The 14,748-nt window shown below is 54.5% G+C and carries 16 protein-coding genes; 14 read left to right on the top strand and 2 right to left on the bottom strand.

The window, feature by feature from the left end; translation table 11 throughout:
* Nucleotides 1-4 precede the first annotated feature (4 nt).
* From BCM02_RS20620 to BCM02_RS20565, 12 genes are all read left to right on the top strand, one after another.
* Entirely contained in the window at nt 5-271 is a 267-nt protein-coding gene (locus BCM02_RS20620; RefSeq protein ID WP_148931027.1) for a phosphopantetheine-binding protein, read from the top strand.
* A gap of 24 nt (nt 272-295) precedes the next feature.
* Nucleotides 296-1,438 carry a radical SAM/SPASM domain-containing protein gene (locus tag BCM02_RS20615; RefSeq protein ID WP_148931026.1) on the top strand — a complete coding sequence of 381 codons (1,143 nt, stop codon included), beginning with the start codon at nt 296-298 and terminating at the stop codon, nt 1,436-1,438.
* Between the two features lie 30 nt (nt 1,439-1,468).
* The gene (locus tag BCM02_RS20610) at nt 1,469-2,554 is read left to right on the top strand and encodes a cysteine peptidase family C39 domain-containing protein (protein ID WP_148931025.1); all 1,086 of its coding nucleotides are present in this window, start codon (nt 1,469-1,471) and stop codon (nt 2,552-2,554) included.
* A 219-nt stretch (nt 2,555-2,773) separates the two neighbouring features.
* The gene (locus BCM02_RS20605) at nt 2,774-3,697 is read left to right on the top strand and encodes a methyl-accepting chemotaxis protein (RefSeq protein WP_246183485.1); all 924 of its coding nucleotides are present in this window, start codon (nt 2,774-2,776) and stop codon (nt 3,695-3,697) included.
* Between the two features lie 118 nt (nt 3,698-3,815).
* On the top strand, nt 3,816-4,196 hold the full coding sequence (locus BCM02_RS20600) for a response regulator (protein WP_148931023.1): 381 nt from the start codon (nt 3,816-3,818) through the stop codon (nt 4,194-4,196).
* A gap of 1 nt (nt 4,197) precedes the next feature.
* Entirely contained in the window at nt 4,198-5,079 is an 882-nt protein-coding gene (locus tag BCM02_RS20595) for a cyclic di-GMP-binding domain-containing protein, MshE-related (RefSeq protein WP_148931022.1), read from the top strand.
* 191 nt (nt 5,080-5,270) lie between these two features.
* Nucleotides 5,271-5,750, top strand: a complete 480-nt coding sequence (locus BCM02_RS20590) for a hypothetical protein (protein ID WP_148931021.1) — start codon at nt 5,271-5,273, stop codon at nt 5,748-5,750.
* A 101-nt stretch (nt 5,751-5,851) separates the two neighbouring features.
* Complete coding sequence (locus tag BCM02_RS20585; protein WP_148931020.1) at nt 5,852-6,556, top strand: CTP synthase C-terminal region-related (seleno)protein; 705 nt, start codon at nt 5,852-5,854, stop codon at nt 6,554-6,556.
* 168 nt (nt 6,557-6,724) lie between these two features.
* Nucleotides 6,725-7,039 carry an ArsR/SmtB family transcription factor gene (locus BCM02_RS20580; RefSeq protein ID WP_148931019.1) on the top strand — a complete coding sequence of 105 codons (315 nt, stop codon included), beginning with the start codon at nt 6,725-6,727 and terminating at the stop codon, nt 7,037-7,039.
* Nucleotides 7,040-7,052: 13 nt separating this feature from the next.
* The gene (locus tag BCM02_RS20575) at nt 7,053-8,459 is read left to right on the top strand and encodes an arsenic transporter (protein ID WP_148931018.1); all 1,407 of its coding nucleotides are present in this window, start codon (nt 7,053-7,055) and stop codon (nt 8,457-8,459) included.
* Between the two features lie 57 nt (nt 8,460-8,516).
* Nucleotides 8,517-8,942 (top strand): arsenate reductase (thioredoxin), encoded by a 426-nt coding sequence (gene arsC / locus BCM02_RS20570; protein WP_148931017.1) that lies wholly within the window; start codon nt 8,517-8,519, stop codon nt 8,940-8,942.
* Nucleotides 8,943-8,971: 29 nt separating this feature from the next.
* The gene (locus BCM02_RS20565) at nt 8,972-9,403 is read left to right on the top strand and encodes a protein-tyrosine phosphatase family protein (protein WP_148931016.1); all 432 of its coding nucleotides are present in this window, start codon (nt 8,972-8,974) and stop codon (nt 9,401-9,403) included.
* A 131-nt stretch (nt 9,404-9,534) separates the two neighbouring features.
* On the opposite strand, the gene BCM02_RS20560 is transcribed toward BCM02_RS20565, so the two are convergent.
* Entirely contained in the window at nt 9,535-10,944 is a 1,410-nt protein-coding gene (locus BCM02_RS20560) for an NAD(P)-binding domain-containing protein (RefSeq protein ID WP_148931015.1), read from the bottom strand.
* 78 nt (nt 10,945-11,022) lie between these two features.
* Entirely contained in the window at nt 11,023-11,472 is a 450-nt protein-coding gene (locus BCM02_RS20555) for a MarR family winged helix-turn-helix transcriptional regulator (protein ID WP_148931014.1), read from the bottom strand.
* 194 nt (nt 11,473-11,666) lie between these two features.
* On the opposite strand from BCM02_RS20555, the gene BCM02_RS20550 reads away from it, so the two are divergent.
* Both BCM02_RS20550 and BCM02_RS20545 read left to right on the top strand, forming a co-directional pair.
* Complete coding sequence (locus BCM02_RS20550) at nt 11,667-12,008, top strand: ArsR/SmtB family transcription factor (protein WP_148931013.1); 342 nt, start codon at nt 11,667-11,669, stop codon at nt 12,006-12,008.
* A gap of 15 nt (nt 12,009-12,023) precedes the next feature.
* A complete protein-coding gene (locus tag BCM02_RS20545; RefSeq protein ID WP_148931012.1) occupies nt 12,024-14,372 on the top strand; it encodes a heavy metal translocating P-type ATPase in 2,349 nt (782 codons plus the stop codon).
* Nucleotides 14,373-14,748 lie beyond the last annotated feature (376 nt).

The raw sequence follows: 14,748 nt of genomic DNA, 5'->3' as shown, positions 1-14,748 counted from the left end.
CATAATGACGACGGAAATTCAAGAACAAGAGGAGCTAAGAGAGCGCATCATCACGATGCTCCGGGACAACGTGGACGATCCGTCCATGCTCGACGATCTCGACCCGGACGCGGATTTGACCGCGCTTGGCGTCAATTCGCTAACCTTCATCAAGCTCGTCATCGCCGCCGAAATGGAGTTCGGCCTGACATGGAACGACGACGATCTCGACTTCCGCCATTTTTCCAGCGTCAACAGCATCTTGAACTATGTCCAACAATCCGGTTACTAAGATCCGATAGAAAGAGGGTTCGCTATGCTAACGAAAGCAGGACGATTAGGCGGGACCGCGCTCGTGGAGCACGTCCGTCAGCTGAAGCCGCAAATCAAGCAGCTCACCTTGTTCCCCTCCGAATTGTGCAATTACCGTTGCAGCTTCTGCCACATTTGGGGCGAGACGGGATGGGCGCTCAAGGAGCCGCAGCGCGCGATCCGCGAACAGCTCGATATCGACGTGCTGAAGCGGTTTTTGGGCGAAGTGACCGAGAACAACAAGAATCTCGGCGTCATCATTACCGGCGGAGAGCCGATGCTATATAAGCATTTTACCGAGCTAGTCACTTATCTGCGCAGCCGCAAGGCGAACGTCTATCTCCTTACGAACGGATCGCTAATTAAGAATCGCGTCGAATTCATTATGGAGAATATCGTCGCGCTCAATATTTCCATCGACGGTCCCGAAGAGTTCCATGATTCGATCCGGGGCAAAGGCAGCTTCAAGACGATCTGCGAGAACATCGACGCGCTTATCCAGGAGAAACGCCGCCGCAAAAAAATGTTCCCGTTCATCAATATTACGATGGTGCTCTCCAAGTACAACTACAAGTCCGTGAAGGATTTCATGCGCGCGCTGCGCGAACGGTTCCCGTCCGAGTCGGTCGTCCTCCATGACTCCCGCAATCCATGGATGAAGCGTCGCGACCTGTCGGTCAACCTGGCGCCGCTGCTCTTCACGACGCCGGAGCGAGGTCAAGCTTACGCCGACCAGATGAAGGAGCATTTGAATTGCGACGTATCCCCGGCTTGGCAGGGCTTCGTAGAAGAGGACATCGGGATCGATACGCTCGAGTTGAAGCGCGATCTTGAGGAACTGTGGGCCGAAGAAGGCATCGACACGTCTCATTTCGTCGATATTCACGACTACTTCACCGACATCGAGAACGTATTCGAGCGTTCCAAATGCGTAGCTCCTTGGCACGAGATGGTCATCCGCCGGACGGGCGACGTCTATCCTTGCGTGGACTTGCCTGATTATAAGTACGGCAACATCTACGAGAATTCGTTCCAGGACATGTGGGAGGGCGAGCGCGCAACGGCGTTCCGGGATTACCTGCGCGACGATAATCTGCTGATGTGCAACCGGTGCACGCGCATGTTCGCCGACGCGGAGTCGTTCTAATCTCACGATAAGTTCAGAGAGGGGAAGCCCATGACGCAGCCAGTCGAAACGGCGCAGTCGCTCGAGCGGCGCGTGCTGCCGTTCACCCAGCCGGACGTGTACGGCTTTCTCGGGCATGCGTTCGTGCTCGGGATTTTGCAGAATTACGAAGAATGTCAGCCTTGGATTCATACCAATTACATGCAAATGTACATTTCCCAGCATTACATCGACTTGAACGAATATCGGCTGGATTTCTATCCCGATCTGCTCATTATCTTCGGCAACGTGCCTTGGCTGGAGTATCGCCAGACGGACAAAGCCGAATTGAAACGGTTCAATATTAGCGTTCACGACTACATCCAGCGTCAGATCGACGGCGGGTTCTACTTCTTCTCTTACGTCGACGAATACTATATTCCGTTCACGCTGGCATACGGCGAACATCATTTTACGCACGATATTTTCATCTACGGGTACGATCGGGCTAGAAGGGTCTACCACTACGCCGTCTTCGACCGGAATCGGCAGTTCACGCTGCGCGAGCTCGAATTCGATGTATTCGATACGGCTTACCAAGCGGATACGCGCCAGAACGCGATCTCGGTCTGCCGGAAAGTGGCGCCCGAAGAGTACGCGGCCTACAAGTATGACTTCAAGATCGGCAAGTACGACTTGGACGTGGCGCTGATGGCCGATATGCTGGACGACTACGTGAACGCGCGCAACTCCAGCGATCGTCTGCGGTTGTACCGCAATGCGGAGCCGGGCCGATGGGGGATGGACGTCTACGACGCGCTTGGCGAGTATTACGGGCTGCTTATCGAGGACCGGATCAATCTCGATGTTCGTCAAATGCATAATCTGTGGGAACACAAAAAAATGATGCTCGTCCGCATCGGCTACTTGCAGCAGCTGGGCATCGTGGCGCAAGAGGTTCCCTACTTGGATACGTTCCGAAGGCTGGAGCAGGAGACGTTCAAAATGCGCAATATGTTGCTGAAGTTCTTCTTCAGCCGAAACAACGCGGCGCTGACGAAAATCATCGCATTGCTCGCCGCAATGAAGGCGTCCGAACGCGAAGCGTGCATGCAGCTGCTGGCGGATCTTCGCCGGTATGCGGCTGCGCAGGCTTGATGGTTGTGTAAACCAAAGATAGACAAAGGCAAGCTGTCGATTCACTCGACGGCTTGCCCTTTTTGCGTATTTCGCCAAGTATCCCATCCCGGAAGTTTAGGCTCGTCGCCCCACGGCATCCGCGCGAGATGCCGCCGCGCGTTCTCCTGTGGCGGAATGGAATTATTCGCTTGGTCTTGATGAATAATAATGGAATTGGGACGGACAAGGAGGATAATGATGGCCGATTCGCTTAAAGCAGGAGTTAGCACGCAGGTGCTCGAACAAGGCTCGGTATTGGCCGCACTGGAGCAATCGCTGGCCATGATCGAATTTGATCTGCAAGGAACCGTATTATGGGCCAACGAGAAATTCGCCGGGGCGGTCGGATATCGGGCGAGCGAGCTGACCGGCATGTCGCATAAGAAGTTCTGCACGCGGGAATTCGCGGAGAGCCGGGAATATGCGGAGATGTGGAACCAGCTTCGCCAAGGGAAGAAAATTCAAGAGAAAATTCAACGCGTAACCAAAGACGGGCGGGTCATATGGCTCGAAGCCGCTTATATGCCCGTGTTTCAAGGCGGGCGCGTGCAAGCGGTCATTAAAGTCGCCACGGACGTCACGGTTCGGCAGGAGAACAACGCTTCCGGCGTGACCACGCAGCTGCGTCAACTGTCGGAGGCACTACGCGCCCGGGCGGAGGACGGCATGACGCGCAATCGCGATCTTGTGACGGCGGTCGACCGAATCGCCGCGGAGGCGTCGGATAACGCCGAGCTCGTGCAATCGCTGCAGAAGCAGGCGAACGCGATCCGGAGCATCGTGCAGACGATTCGGGATTTCGCCACCCAGACCAATATGTTGGCGCTGAATGCCGCCATCGAAGCGGCGCACGCCGGGGAATACGGCCGCGGCTTCGCGATCGTGGCGGGCGAGGTTCGTTCGTTGGCGAAGCAGGTGCAGGATGCCGCGCAGGAAGTGCATCAGAACGTGGAAGAAATCTCGGCTTCCGTCGTCAAGATCGGGGCCGGCTCGCGCAGAACGGAGGAAGCGGTCGCGGACAGCCAAGGGCGCATCCGGCAAGCGCTCGACGATTTCGAGAGCATCGGAGAGGCGGCGCGCAACCTGGATGAGCAAGGCAAGGCGTTCATCCGCTTGCTGTAGTCCGTGAATGGAAAGGAAGTCAATTGAAGCAAACTATGGCAGTGCGCAATAAGAGGTTGTTCGAAAAAGCGGCAATTTGATCACGAAGCAGATCTAGGAAGCAAAGGGGAGCGGCAAGATGAACCAGGATGTGACCATCGTCATTTGCGACGATTCCGTACTGATACGCAAGAAGCTTCGCGAAATGCTGGAGGACCTCGGCTACGAGCGCATTCATGAAGCGTTGGACGGGGAGCAGGCCGTGGCGATCGCCCAGGAGCATCGTCCCGAGGTCGTCTTCATGGATATCGTCATGCCGGTTAAGACGGGCATTGAAGCGCTCCGGGAAATCCGCGAAGAACTGCCGGAGACGAAAGTCATCATGGCGTCTTCGGTCGGCACGCAAACCAATTTAAAGGAAGCGATTAAGCTCGGGGCCTATGATTTCGTGCAGAAACCGCTATCGGCCGAGGCGATCAAGCGCGTCATGGAGAAGGCGACGAACAGGGGGGAGAGCTAGCATGTTTACCCAATATTTCGGCCATTATCTGTTGAACAGGAACCTGGTCTCCTTGCCGCAGCTTCACGAAGCGCTCGATCAACTGCAGTCCACGCGGGTCAAACTGGGGGTGCTGTCGGTCAACGCCGGGTACATGAGCGCGGCGCAGGCGGACGATATCAACCAGCTCCAGGCCACGATGGACAAGCGTTTCGGCGAAATCGCGATCGATAAAGGGCTATTGACCGAAGAGCAGCTTGGCGAGCTATTATCCGCGCAGAAGGAAAGCCATCTCGTGCTCGGGCAGGCGTTGATCGATCAGGGGACGCTGACGCTCGAACAATTCCAGGAGGCGCTGGAGCAGTACAAGCGCGAGAATTACCTCTCCGACGAGCAGTTCGAAGCGATCAAGAACGGCGATATCGACGTGCTCGTCTCGACGCTCCTCAAGTTGGACCAGACGAAGGACAACGAGTGGTACCAGCAGTATTTGTCGCTGCTGGCCAAGAACATGATCCGCTTCATCGACGGCCAGCTGTTCATGGAGGTGAACGCGATCCCGCGGGACTACCATTGCGACTGGTTGGTGTTGCAGCGAATCTCGGGTCAAGCGAAGCTGACGACCGGGTTCTCGATGAACGAGCAGGCGTTCCTGCGGCTGGCCTCCGCGTATGCGGAGGAGAACATCGCGGCCCCGGACGAGATGGCCGAAGCGTCCGTCGGCGAGTTTTTGAATCTGCATAACGGGCTGTTCTTGGTCACCATGTCCAACCACGGGGTGGAGCTAGAGCTGTCTCCGCAGGAAATTAGCCGAGACGCATCGCTGCCGCCCATTAAGTCGGGGCTGCTCATTACCGTATATTTGTCCGATGTTTCGTTCGAACTGGTCCTTTCCGTGGATTGAGCATCGGACCGGGCATGCAGAGAATAGCCGAAGCAAGGCTGCCTCCCCCATGAGTTACTCAGGAGAGAGAGGCGGCCTTCGTTCGTTTGCGGCGCGAAATTCGCAAGGGCGGTAACTTTTACGGATGCACGGACGTCCATTCTAATAGCGCATTTATCATCCATTGAGGGGGATAAGAGAGGAGGTTGCGGATGATGAAGATCAAGGGCGCTTGCATGTTAATGCTTCTAGGCGCGAGCTTAATAGGATGCGGCGACGGCGTTCCGGCGCATCCGGATTCGCCCTCGCAAGACGCGATCGCGGCCGCCGCGAATTTAGCCGGAACGAATGCAAGCGCGATCAATAAGCTGGAGCTGGGCAAGCCGGACCGCGAACATCCCAGCCGGTATCCGGTCGTTGCCGATACGACAGATGCTGGCAAGGTGCAGCGGTTCATGGCGTGGATGGGGGCTGTCGCATGGGAGAACGCGGAAGTCTCGATGTCGCGGCCGCCGGATATGAAGATCGTCGGCACGAACATGGACGCCGGCGTTCGGGAGACGTTCGCGCTCTGGTTGTCGCCCGATGGACGAACCTACGAAATCGTGGTCGAAGGACGCGGTTTATACGGTAGGATGTCCAAGCGAGACAGCGGCAGTCTGCGTGAATGGATCGAATCCTCCTTGTCCTAGGAGGATTTTTTTATTGACGCCCGGATTCCTCGGTCGCTATACTACTACTTTATGGCAATTATTGAATGACGGACAAACGATCGAGAGGAGCGGGTAGAACGATGAGAATCGGGTTGATCGGCGATTATAACGAAGAGGTCGTAGCGCACCGCGCCATACCGGAAGCCATTCGGTTGGCGGCCGAGGCGATCGGCGCGGAAGCGGAATCCGAGTGGATATCGACGCCGCGCTTGGACGAGGCGGCAGAAGACAAGCTCGCGCGCTATGACGGTTTGTGGTGCGTACCCGCTAGCCCGTATCGGAGTATGAACGGCGCGCTGAACGGCATCCGATACGCGCGGGAGCGTGGAGTCCCGTTCCTGGGCACGTGCGGCGGATTCCAGCATATGATCATCGAATTCGCCCGGAACGTCGCGGGCCTGGCAGACGCGGATCATGCGGAGATTAATCCGGAGGCTTCGGTCGTCCTCGTCGCGCCGCTAACTTGCTTCGTCAGCGAGCAGACGAACGCGTTCCGCCTGACGCCGGGATCGCGGACGGCCGCTATCTATGGCGCGCAGGAGACGGTCGAACAATACGGCACGTGCAATTACGGACCGGATCCGGCCTATAATGAACGGCTGGAGGCGGCGGGATTGCGCATCGCGGGCGTCGATACGGATGGAACGACACGGATCATGGAGCTTCCGTCTCACCCGTTCATGATCGGCATGCTGTTCCAGCCGGAGCGCTCGGCGCTCAAGGGAGCGTCGCATCCGCTTATCCGTGGGTTCGTCCAGGCGGCGCGGGACAGACGGAAGATGTGAGGTTGACTCCCGGTCCTCGCTACCGCGGGGCCCGGTGTTCGGCTTTCGTTCGTAATCGGCTTGTATTCCATATAAGTACATGGTGATATTATTATTTACTTATATAAGGGTATGCGTATATAATTCGAATACTAACTGCTTTTATCGACGCCGAAAGGAGTGTACCGAATGAGCACGATCGAAGAGCTATCCGAATGGTTGAAACTCCTCTCGGACAAGACCCGATTAACCATCGTGGCCTTGTTGAAAGAGAAGGAGATGTGCGTATGCGACATCGTGGATATATTGGAGACGACCCAGCCCAACGTAAGTCAGCATTTAAGGAAGCTCAAGCTCGGCGGTCTTGTCCAGGAAACAAGACGCAGTCAATGGATTTATTATTCCTTGAACGTGGCGGACAAGCCCCTTCTTCATAGCATCGTCGAGCAGTTGCCATGCATGCAGGAGAGGCTTGAAGCTCGAACGAATTTATCTTGTGATTAGTCAAGGAGGACACATGCTCGCGATCGCTTCGATTATTTTTTTGGTTACGCTGGTTTTCGTCATCTGGCAGCCCAGAGGCCTGAATATTGGTTGGTCCGCTTCCGGAGGAGCGGTAATCGCCTTTATGTTCGGCGTCGTTTCGTTAACCGACGTTTGGGATGTGACTCGGATTGTCTGGAATGCCACGCTGACATTCGTAGCCCTTATCTTTATTTCGTTGGTATTGGACGAAATCGGTTTCTTTGAATGGGCTGCCTTACATATGGGCCGCTTCGCCGGCGGGAGCGGCCGCTTGATGTTCGTCTACGTCATTTTGCTGGGAGCGACTGTATCGGCGTTATTTGCCAATGACGGAGCGGCGCTAATTTTGACCCCGATCGTGCTGGCCATGGTACGAGCGCTAAAGTTCGACGACAGGATGATCTTGCCGTTCATTATGGCCAGCGGCTTCATCTCGGACACGGCGTCGCTGCCGCTTGTTGTAAGTAATCTGGTAAACATCGTCTCCTCCGATTTCTTCGCCATCACGTTCGTGGATTACGCGAGCCGAATGATCGTGCCGACGTTCTTCTCGATTGCGGCAAGCTTGCTGGTGCTGTTTCTTTATTTCCGGAAGGGCATTCCGGACCGCTATGAGGTGAAACAACTGAAGGTGCCGCGGGATGCGATCAAAGATCATCGGTTATTCAGGTTATCGTGGGTCATCTTAGGCTTGCTTCTAGCCGCTTACATGTTAAGCGAAACGATTCAAGTTCCGGTCTCTTTCGTAGCCGGCGCAGCGGCGATCGTCCTGCTGTTTTTTGCGCGGCAAAGCGAGTCGATTCACGCTTGGAAGCTCGTTAAAGGCGCACCATGGGCGGTCGTCGTCTTTTCGATCGGCATGTATGTGGTCGTATATGGCCTGCGGAACGTCGGCCTTACCGATGAACTCGGGAAGGTTTTCCAATGGGTCGCCGATCAGGGGCTGTTCGTCTCGACGGTAGGCGCAGGATTCATCGCCGCCATTCTATCGTCGGTCATGAACAATATGCCGACCGTCATGATCGACGCGCTCGCCATACAAGGCACCGCAACGGACGGCGTTATTCGCGAATCGTTGATCTACGCGAATGTGATCGGCTCCGATCTTGGTCCCAAAATTACCCCGATCGGGTCGTTGGCTACCTTGTTATGGCTGCATGTATTGTCCAAGAAGGGCGTCAAAATCGGATGGGGCTATTATTTCAAAGTCGGCGTTCTGCTGACCGTGCCGACGCTGCTCATTACGCTCCTTGGATTGTACCTGTGGCTGCTGGTCATCGATTCCGTCGGCTTCAATATTTGGTTGCTCATTGCGGCGATTGGACTTATTTCCGTGCTTGCATTGATTTTGTTCGTCGCCGCTCAATCGCGTAAGCAGAAGAACGCCCGACGGGCTTAGCCGCTCGACGTTGAACCTGTAGTATCCCATATATTCACCATAAAGGAGATCGTACTCATGGAAAAGAAACCGCTCGTTTACTTCTTGTGCACCGGGAATTCCTGCCGCAGTCAAATCGCGGATGGCTTCTTGAAGGCATTTGGCGGCGATCAATACGAGGTCGAAAGCGCGGGTCTCGAAGCCCATGGCTTGAATCCTCGCGCCGTGGCCACAATGAAGGAAGCTGGTATCGATATCGCGAAACATACTTCCGACGTCATCGATCCGGAGACCTTGAATCGCGCCGACATCGTCATTACGCTTTGCGGCCATGCCGATGAGCACTGCCCGGTCATCTCCAACCCGAGCGTCGTGAAATGGCATTGGGGATTCGACGATCCGGCGAAGGCTGTAGGTACCGAGGAAGAAATTACGGCCAAGTTTCGCGAGGTGCGAGACTCGATCAAGAGCCGTATTCAGGCGTTCGTGGAAACGGGAAAGTAATCATCGCGAATCTGGCAGGGGGCGAGAGCATGGAGAAGAATTACCAAAGGCTTGTAGACGATAAGATTTATTTTGGCGGGGCGGCCGATGTCGAAGCGATGTTTCACAATGAGGGAATCGAAGTCGTCGTAGATCTACGAGGCGAGGCGACCGAGTGCGCTTATCCGAACGGGAATCTGAAATGGGTTCAAGTCCCCCTTGGCGATCAGGCGGAGGTTCCCCAGGAGCAGTTGTTCAAGGAAGCGATCAATCACGTCGTCGAAGCTTATAAACGTGGTCAGAGGGTCGGATTCCATTGCGGCGGCGGAAGCGGTCGAACCGGTGCGGTAGCCGTGGGCACGCTTATCGAGTTGGGCTTAAGCCAGACGATCGCAGAAGCTGAATCATTGGCGAAGTCGATTCGTCCTAAAGTGAACATTAAACTGTCGCAGCGCGAGGCGTTGGAGAAGCTGTACACGTAAGGGCACTGTGTTGACGCGATGCGGCGCGAAGTTATACCGCATGTTCGAGAAGCCAGACGACCATAGATCGTCTGGCTTTTTCGTTTGCAGCAGGCAGGTATCGGAACGCAAACCTAATAGACGCTTATCAGTTAACAGGTAGAGGAACCGCATGATGGCGACTGCGCTTCTTCGTTCACTGGACTGCGGCAGCTGCTCGAATTGGACACCGCGAGAGGCTTGAACGATTGTTTCTTCAGTTGTGGACCGCAGCAGCCGGCGCTCTCCGTAACGGATGCCGATGGTTTCGGCACCGAGCAAACGCCCGTCTCGGGGAGTTGGAGCTTTACTTCGCGCGCGGCCTCATAATCCCCGGCTAAAGCGGCCACCACGCTGCGAACCTGCTCGTATCCAGTAGCCAGCAAGAATGTCGGCGCGCGGCCATAACTTTTCGAACCTACAAGATAGAAGTTCTTCTCGGGCTGGCGGAGCTCGGCTTCGCCGTGCGGTCGAACCGTGCCGCAGCTATGGAGGTTAGGATCGATGAGCTCCGCTAGTTGCGGTACTGACTCGACGACGGAATCGGCGGCATATCGCAGTTCGCGAAGGAAGGAAAAGTCGGGTCTGGATCCCGCGGCCACGATAACCTCATCGATTTTATCGATGGCATAATCTCGGTCTGACTTCGTGCCATGAAGGGTGATTTTGTTCGTTGCTAGGTCTTTCGTTAGCCGATGGATGAGGAACGGAGCGTGCACCAGGACGTTTCCGCTTTGCACGTATTGGTTGGCACGGGTCCCAAGCTCGCCGCGAGCTGGCAGACCGTCGTTCTCCCCGCCTCCGAAGGCATCCGTCACGGCATTCTTTCTTAGCGCCCAATGGATCGTGGTTGCCGGAACTTGCAGCTTCAATTCATGAAGGAGGGTAAGCGATTGAATCGCGGAATGCCCGCTGCCAACGACAACGATATTCTTGCCGGCATATCGGTCTCTGTTCGAACCTATGCTATCTGGAATGCCATACGCAATCTGACGCGCGAATTCCTTCTCGCCTTCTGCCGTGCTGCCGCTAGCGCCGATCGGATTGGGCGTCAGCCATGTTCCGGTGGCATCTATGACGGCAGAAGCTTCCGCCCGAAGGAGGCGGCCTTGGCGCTCGTACTCGACGATGAAAGGAGCGCGTTCGCGACCCGCCGTCTTCATTTTGTCGAATCCTTTGCGATAAATCGCTTTGACTGTGGATTCCAAATGAATATTCGGCTTGAGCGGAGCCAATTCGGAAAGCGGCTCCAGATAGAGCTTCACAAGCTCTTCGCCCGTAGGCATCTCATCTTGCGGAGGCGCGATCCAACCCGACTCGAGCAAAAGTTCCTTGGCGGCGGAATCGATATTGAACGTCCATGGCGAAAACATCCTCACATGCCGCCAGCTAAGAACCGATGCCCCAATTTGAGTCCCTCCCTCAAATAGCATAAAAGGCAACTTTCTTCTTACAAGCTGCGCGGCGGCTGCTAAAGCTACGGGTCCGCCGCCGATAATTGCGGTTGGCAATGGGTTTGTCATTTCGTTTCCTCCTCATTTTCATGTAGGCGCGCTCTTATATTTGCAAATTGCAACTATTTGACAAAATATATACCTCCTTTATTTTGGAGGCACGCAGCACGAATCGGACTTTTGCATTGCATCGTTAAAAAGTTGGATAGAGCGGATGACGGTATCTTTCTCAAACTCGGACATGGTGGAGAGGATGCCGTGAAGCTGAGCGTTTACGGTAAGATGAATGGCATTCTCGATCGCAAGACCTTCAGGGGTCAAGGATAGGATATTGATGCGATTATCGGCTGGATGAGGAGTTTTCTTCACGAATCCTTTATCCGCCAATGTCTTGACTTGTCTGCTAAAGGTTGTGATGTCCATCCCGAGCGCGCCTGCGATCTCTTGCATCGAAGGCTGATGCTGCCGGTTGATCTCATAGAGGATATGGCTCTGGACGAGGGAGACTTCTTGGCCGCAGCAGTTGTCGCAGCATTGCTCATTCAATAATCCAAAGTTTCGCGCCAGAATCTGAAACAAATTTCGTACGTTTTCCATGGTCATGACCTCCTAATTCAGTTATAACACTGATATTTGCAAAATGCAAACGTTATTATATAATCGAACCATTCCATGATCGTATTCAGGAGGTCTGTTACACGTTAGATCTTATTAATGACACGCATATTAGGGATCGCTAATACCATTCATATTAGTGAGGACTGAAATGAGGGCTTGGAGGAGAAAAGCAAATGGGGAAAAGCGGCTATGAGATGAAGGCCAAATTCATTCGTGGTTTTGGCGACAAGACAAGACTGCAAATTCTCGAATCCATCAAATATAAAGAAAAGACCGTATCGCAAATCGTGGATGACCTGAATGGAAACCAGTCTAATATATCGCAGCATCTGGCTTGTCTAAAGGGTTGCGGCATTATCGTGTGCCGGCAAGAAGGGAAATACATGTATTACAGCATAAGGAACGAACAGATTCTGAACTTGCTCGAACGGATGGATTCCGTGTTCGAACAAGTGGAAGAAGAAGTAGCTGCGTGCGAGAAGAATGATGAATTGGATTGCTGTCCCAGAACATAAAGGAGGCGTCTAAAGATGAATGATGAAAAGGAGAAAGACGATTCTTGCTGTACGAATAAAGGGTGTTCGTCCGAATTACCGAAGAAGCCGAAGGAACTCAAGTTCAAGAAAAGTCTCGATCTTCACGTTAGTCCGGCGAAACCGGCGACGGATGCCTGCTGCGCGGACGATAGCTGCTCGGCGACTTCTTCAAACGAGACTGTCCTAGAAAAGCTGTCCGAAACGGCAGGGAAATTAGGAGGATATAGTCGTGAGAGCGTGAAGCAAAAAGGGAATGCGCGAACTTACCTGATCGAGGGCATGGATTGCGGCTCTTGCGCGATGACGATAGAAAATCACCTCAAATCGCATGCCGTCGTCAAACAGGTAAGCGTCCATTTTGCCGCCGGAAAAATGACGATCGAACACGACAATTCTGTCGAAGACATCATTAAGGAAGTATCCAAGGCGGGATTTAAAGCTGCGCTAATGTCCAATCGGCGGACTGGCGAAGCGAAGCTGGACAAATCGAGCATGAACGCGGTCGTACTATCCGGAGTCCTGCTGATGTGCGGGTTTATCGGTTCTTACACCGGGGTTTCGTCGTTATTGATCAACGCGCTGTATGCGATCTCAATCGTGCTCGTCGGATACAAACCGGCCCGAAGCGCCTATTATGCCGTGAAGAGCCGGTCGCTGGATATGAACGTGCTGATGACGGCAGCCGTTATCGGAGCCGCCGCGATCGGAGAGTGGTTCGAGGGGGCGACGGTCGTATGGTTGTTTGCGTTAGGTAATATCTTCCAGTCGCGTTCCATCGAGAAAACGAGGAACTCCCTTCGCGGCTTGATTGATCTTGCGCCGCCGGAAGCCTACGTGAAACGCGATGAACAACTTGTCCGAACACCTGTCGAAGAAATTTCCGTAGGGGACGTCATTGTCGTCAAACCAGGGGATAAGATTCCGCTAGACGGTGCCGTAATTAGCGGGGATTCCAGCGTCAACCAAGCGCCGATAACAGGGGAATCGATTCCAGTCGATAAGCATGCGGGCGATACCGTATATGCGGGTACGATCAACGAGCATGGATCGCTGGAAATTCGCGTGACGAAATTGGTGGAGGATACGACCATCTCGCGGATCATTCATCTGGTGGAAGAAGCGCAAGAGCAAAAAGCGCCGACGGAAGCGTTCGTCGATAAATTCGCGAGAATCTACACGCCGATTGTGTTACTTCTTGCCCTTGGCGTTATGGTCTTGCCGCCGCTTGCGGGAACGGGATCTTGGGGCGACTGGTTCTATAAAGGGTTAGAGTTGCTGGTCGTCGCTTGCCCGTGCGCCCTGGTCATTTCCACGCCCGTGGCCATTGTATCCGCGATCGGCAATGCGGCCAAGAATGGCGTTCTTATCAAGGGCGGCGCCTTCTTGGAAGCGGCCGGCCGGATTTCGGCGGTTGCTTTTGACAAAACAGGTACGTTAACCGAGGGGAAACCAAAAGTTTCGCAAGTGATTCCTGAGGAGGCGACCCAGGAGGAACTATTATCTATTGCCTATACCCTGGAGGAATATTCCGCGCATCCGATCGCTAAAGCGGTGGCCGACTATGTGAGGGAACGGGGGATCTCTACCGCGTCCGGCGAAAGCTTCCGCAACTTAGTGGGCAAAGGAGTAGCGGCGAGGATCGGGGGCACCGAATATTTCGCCGGCAACTTGAAATTGTTCCTGGAGCTTCATGTATCGCTCGGCGAGTTGGAAACCCGAATTCAATCGCTGCAGCAAGAAGGAAATACGATCGTGATCGTCGGTACGGCGAGCACGATTCTCGGCGTCATCGCCGTGGCGGATCAAGTGCGCGAGAGTTCGGTGCGAGCGCTGAAGGGACTGCAGCATTCGGGTATTCGGCAGGTAGTCATGCTTACGGGCGATAATAAGGGCACAGCGCGGAAGGTCGCGCTCCAGACGGGGGTTACCCGATATTTCGCCGAGCTGCTCCCCGAACAGAAAGTGGACGCGATCAAGCGGCTTCAGGGCGAGGGACATCGCGTTGCCATGGTCGGAGATGGGATCAACGATGCGCCAGCTCTTGCAACGGCTAACCTGGGGATCGCCATGGGCGGTGCCGGCACGGATACCGCCATGGAGACGGCGGATATTGTGCTCATGGCGGATAATCTGGAGAAGCTGCCTCACACGGTGAAGCTGAGCCGCAAGGCGATTCGAATCATCAAGCAGAATATATGGTTCTCGCTCATGATTAAAGCCGCGGCATTGATCTTGATCTTCCCTGAGCTGCTCACGTTATGGATCGCGGTCATTAGCGACACGGGGGCAGCTTTGATCGTGATTCTGAACAGTATGCGATTGCTGAGGTTCAAAGGAGGTTGAGAACCATATTGGGCACGGTAGGCAATACGCCGCTCGTGCAACTGCGGATGTATCGCGCTTGCGAATTTATTGCATCGGGAAATCCCCGGTTCCTTCCGCCCGGATCAATGCTTCAATCGCCAGAACGCCGACGCGCATCACGAACAAACGGCCGCCGAATTGTTCGAGTAATGGGGCGGCCATCAGGATGCGTTTGTCATGGGGCCGGTTGCCGGCTGGATCTCTTATGAACGCATGTACTTGTTATGCGGGCTATGTTGTCTTGGCTCCTGCGTGGTTGCGATCTCGTACCGTATAGGTGGGCGCATAATTCTTCGCAAGGATATGGCAGGAGATTTCGCTGAATAGAGGAGGTAATTCGTAGTATCTAACCGTT

This window comes from Paenibacillus methanolicus (assembly GCF_008124765.1).
In the GTDB taxonomy this organism is placed as follows: domain Bacteria; phylum Bacillota; class Bacilli; order Paenibacillales; family Paenibacillaceae; genus Paenibacillus_Z; species Paenibacillus_Z methanolicus.
The sequence above is the reverse complement of the archived record's forward strand: the minus strand, read 5'-3'. Positions and strand labels throughout refer to the sequence as shown.

What these genes read in the sequence shown, in the direction of transcription:
- BCM02_RS20620 (WP_148931027.1), top strand. Translation starts at nt 5, where the DNA reads ATGACGACGGAAATTCAAGAACAAGAGGAGCTAAGAGAGCGCATCATC.
- BCM02_RS20615 (WP_148931026.1), top strand. Translation starts at nt 296, where the DNA reads ATGCTAACGAAAGCAGGACGATTAGGCGGGACCGCGCTCGTGGAGCAC.
- BCM02_RS20610 (WP_148931025.1), top strand. Translation starts at nt 1,469, where the DNA reads ATGACGCAGCCAGTCGAAACGGCGCAGTCGCTCGAGCGGCGCGTGCTG.
- BCM02_RS20605 (WP_246183485.1), top strand. Translation starts at nt 2,774, where the DNA reads ATGGCCGATTCGCTTAAAGCAGGAGTTAGCACGCAGGTGCTCGAACAA.
- BCM02_RS20600 (WP_148931023.1), top strand. Translation starts at nt 3,816, where the DNA reads ATGAACCAGGATGTGACCATCGTCATTTGCGACGATTCCGTACTGATA.
- BCM02_RS20595 (WP_148931022.1), top strand. Translation starts at nt 4,198, where the DNA reads ATGTTTACCCAATATTTCGGCCATTATCTGTTGAACAGGAACCTGGTC.
- BCM02_RS20590 (WP_148931021.1), top strand. Translation starts at nt 5,271, where the DNA reads ATGATGAAGATCAAGGGCGCTTGCATGTTAATGCTTCTAGGCGCGAGC.
- BCM02_RS20585 (WP_148931020.1), top strand. Translation starts at nt 5,852, where the DNA reads ATGAGAATCGGGTTGATCGGCGATTATAACGAAGAGGTCGTAGCGCAC.
- BCM02_RS20580 (WP_148931019.1), top strand. Translation starts at nt 6,725, where the DNA reads ATGAGCACGATCGAAGAGCTATCCGAATGGTTGAAACTCCTCTCGGAC.
- BCM02_RS20575 (WP_148931018.1), top strand. Translation starts at nt 7,053, where the DNA reads ATGCTCGCGATCGCTTCGATTATTTTTTTGGTTACGCTGGTTTTCGTC.
- arsC (WP_148931017.1), top strand. Translation starts at nt 8,517, where the DNA reads ATGGAAAAGAAACCGCTCGTTTACTTCTTGTGCACCGGGAATTCCTGC.
- BCM02_RS20565 (WP_148931016.1), top strand. Translation starts at nt 8,972, where the DNA reads ATGGAGAAGAATTACCAAAGGCTTGTAGACGATAAGATTTATTTTGGC.
- BCM02_RS20560 (WP_148931015.1), bottom strand. Translation starts at nt 10,944, where the DNA reads ATGACAAACCCATTGCCAACCGCAATTATCGGCGGCGGACCCGTAGCT.
- BCM02_RS20555 (WP_148931014.1), bottom strand. Translation starts at nt 11,472, where the DNA reads ATGGAAAACGTACGAAATTTGTTTCAGATTCTGGCGCGAAACTTTGGA.
- BCM02_RS20550 (WP_148931013.1), top strand. Translation starts at nt 11,667, where the DNA reads ATGGGGAAAAGCGGCTATGAGATGAAGGCCAAATTCATTCGTGGTTTT.
- BCM02_RS20545 (WP_148931012.1), top strand. Translation starts at nt 12,024, where the DNA reads ATGAATGATGAAAAGGAGAAAGACGATTCTTGCTGTACGAATAAAGGG.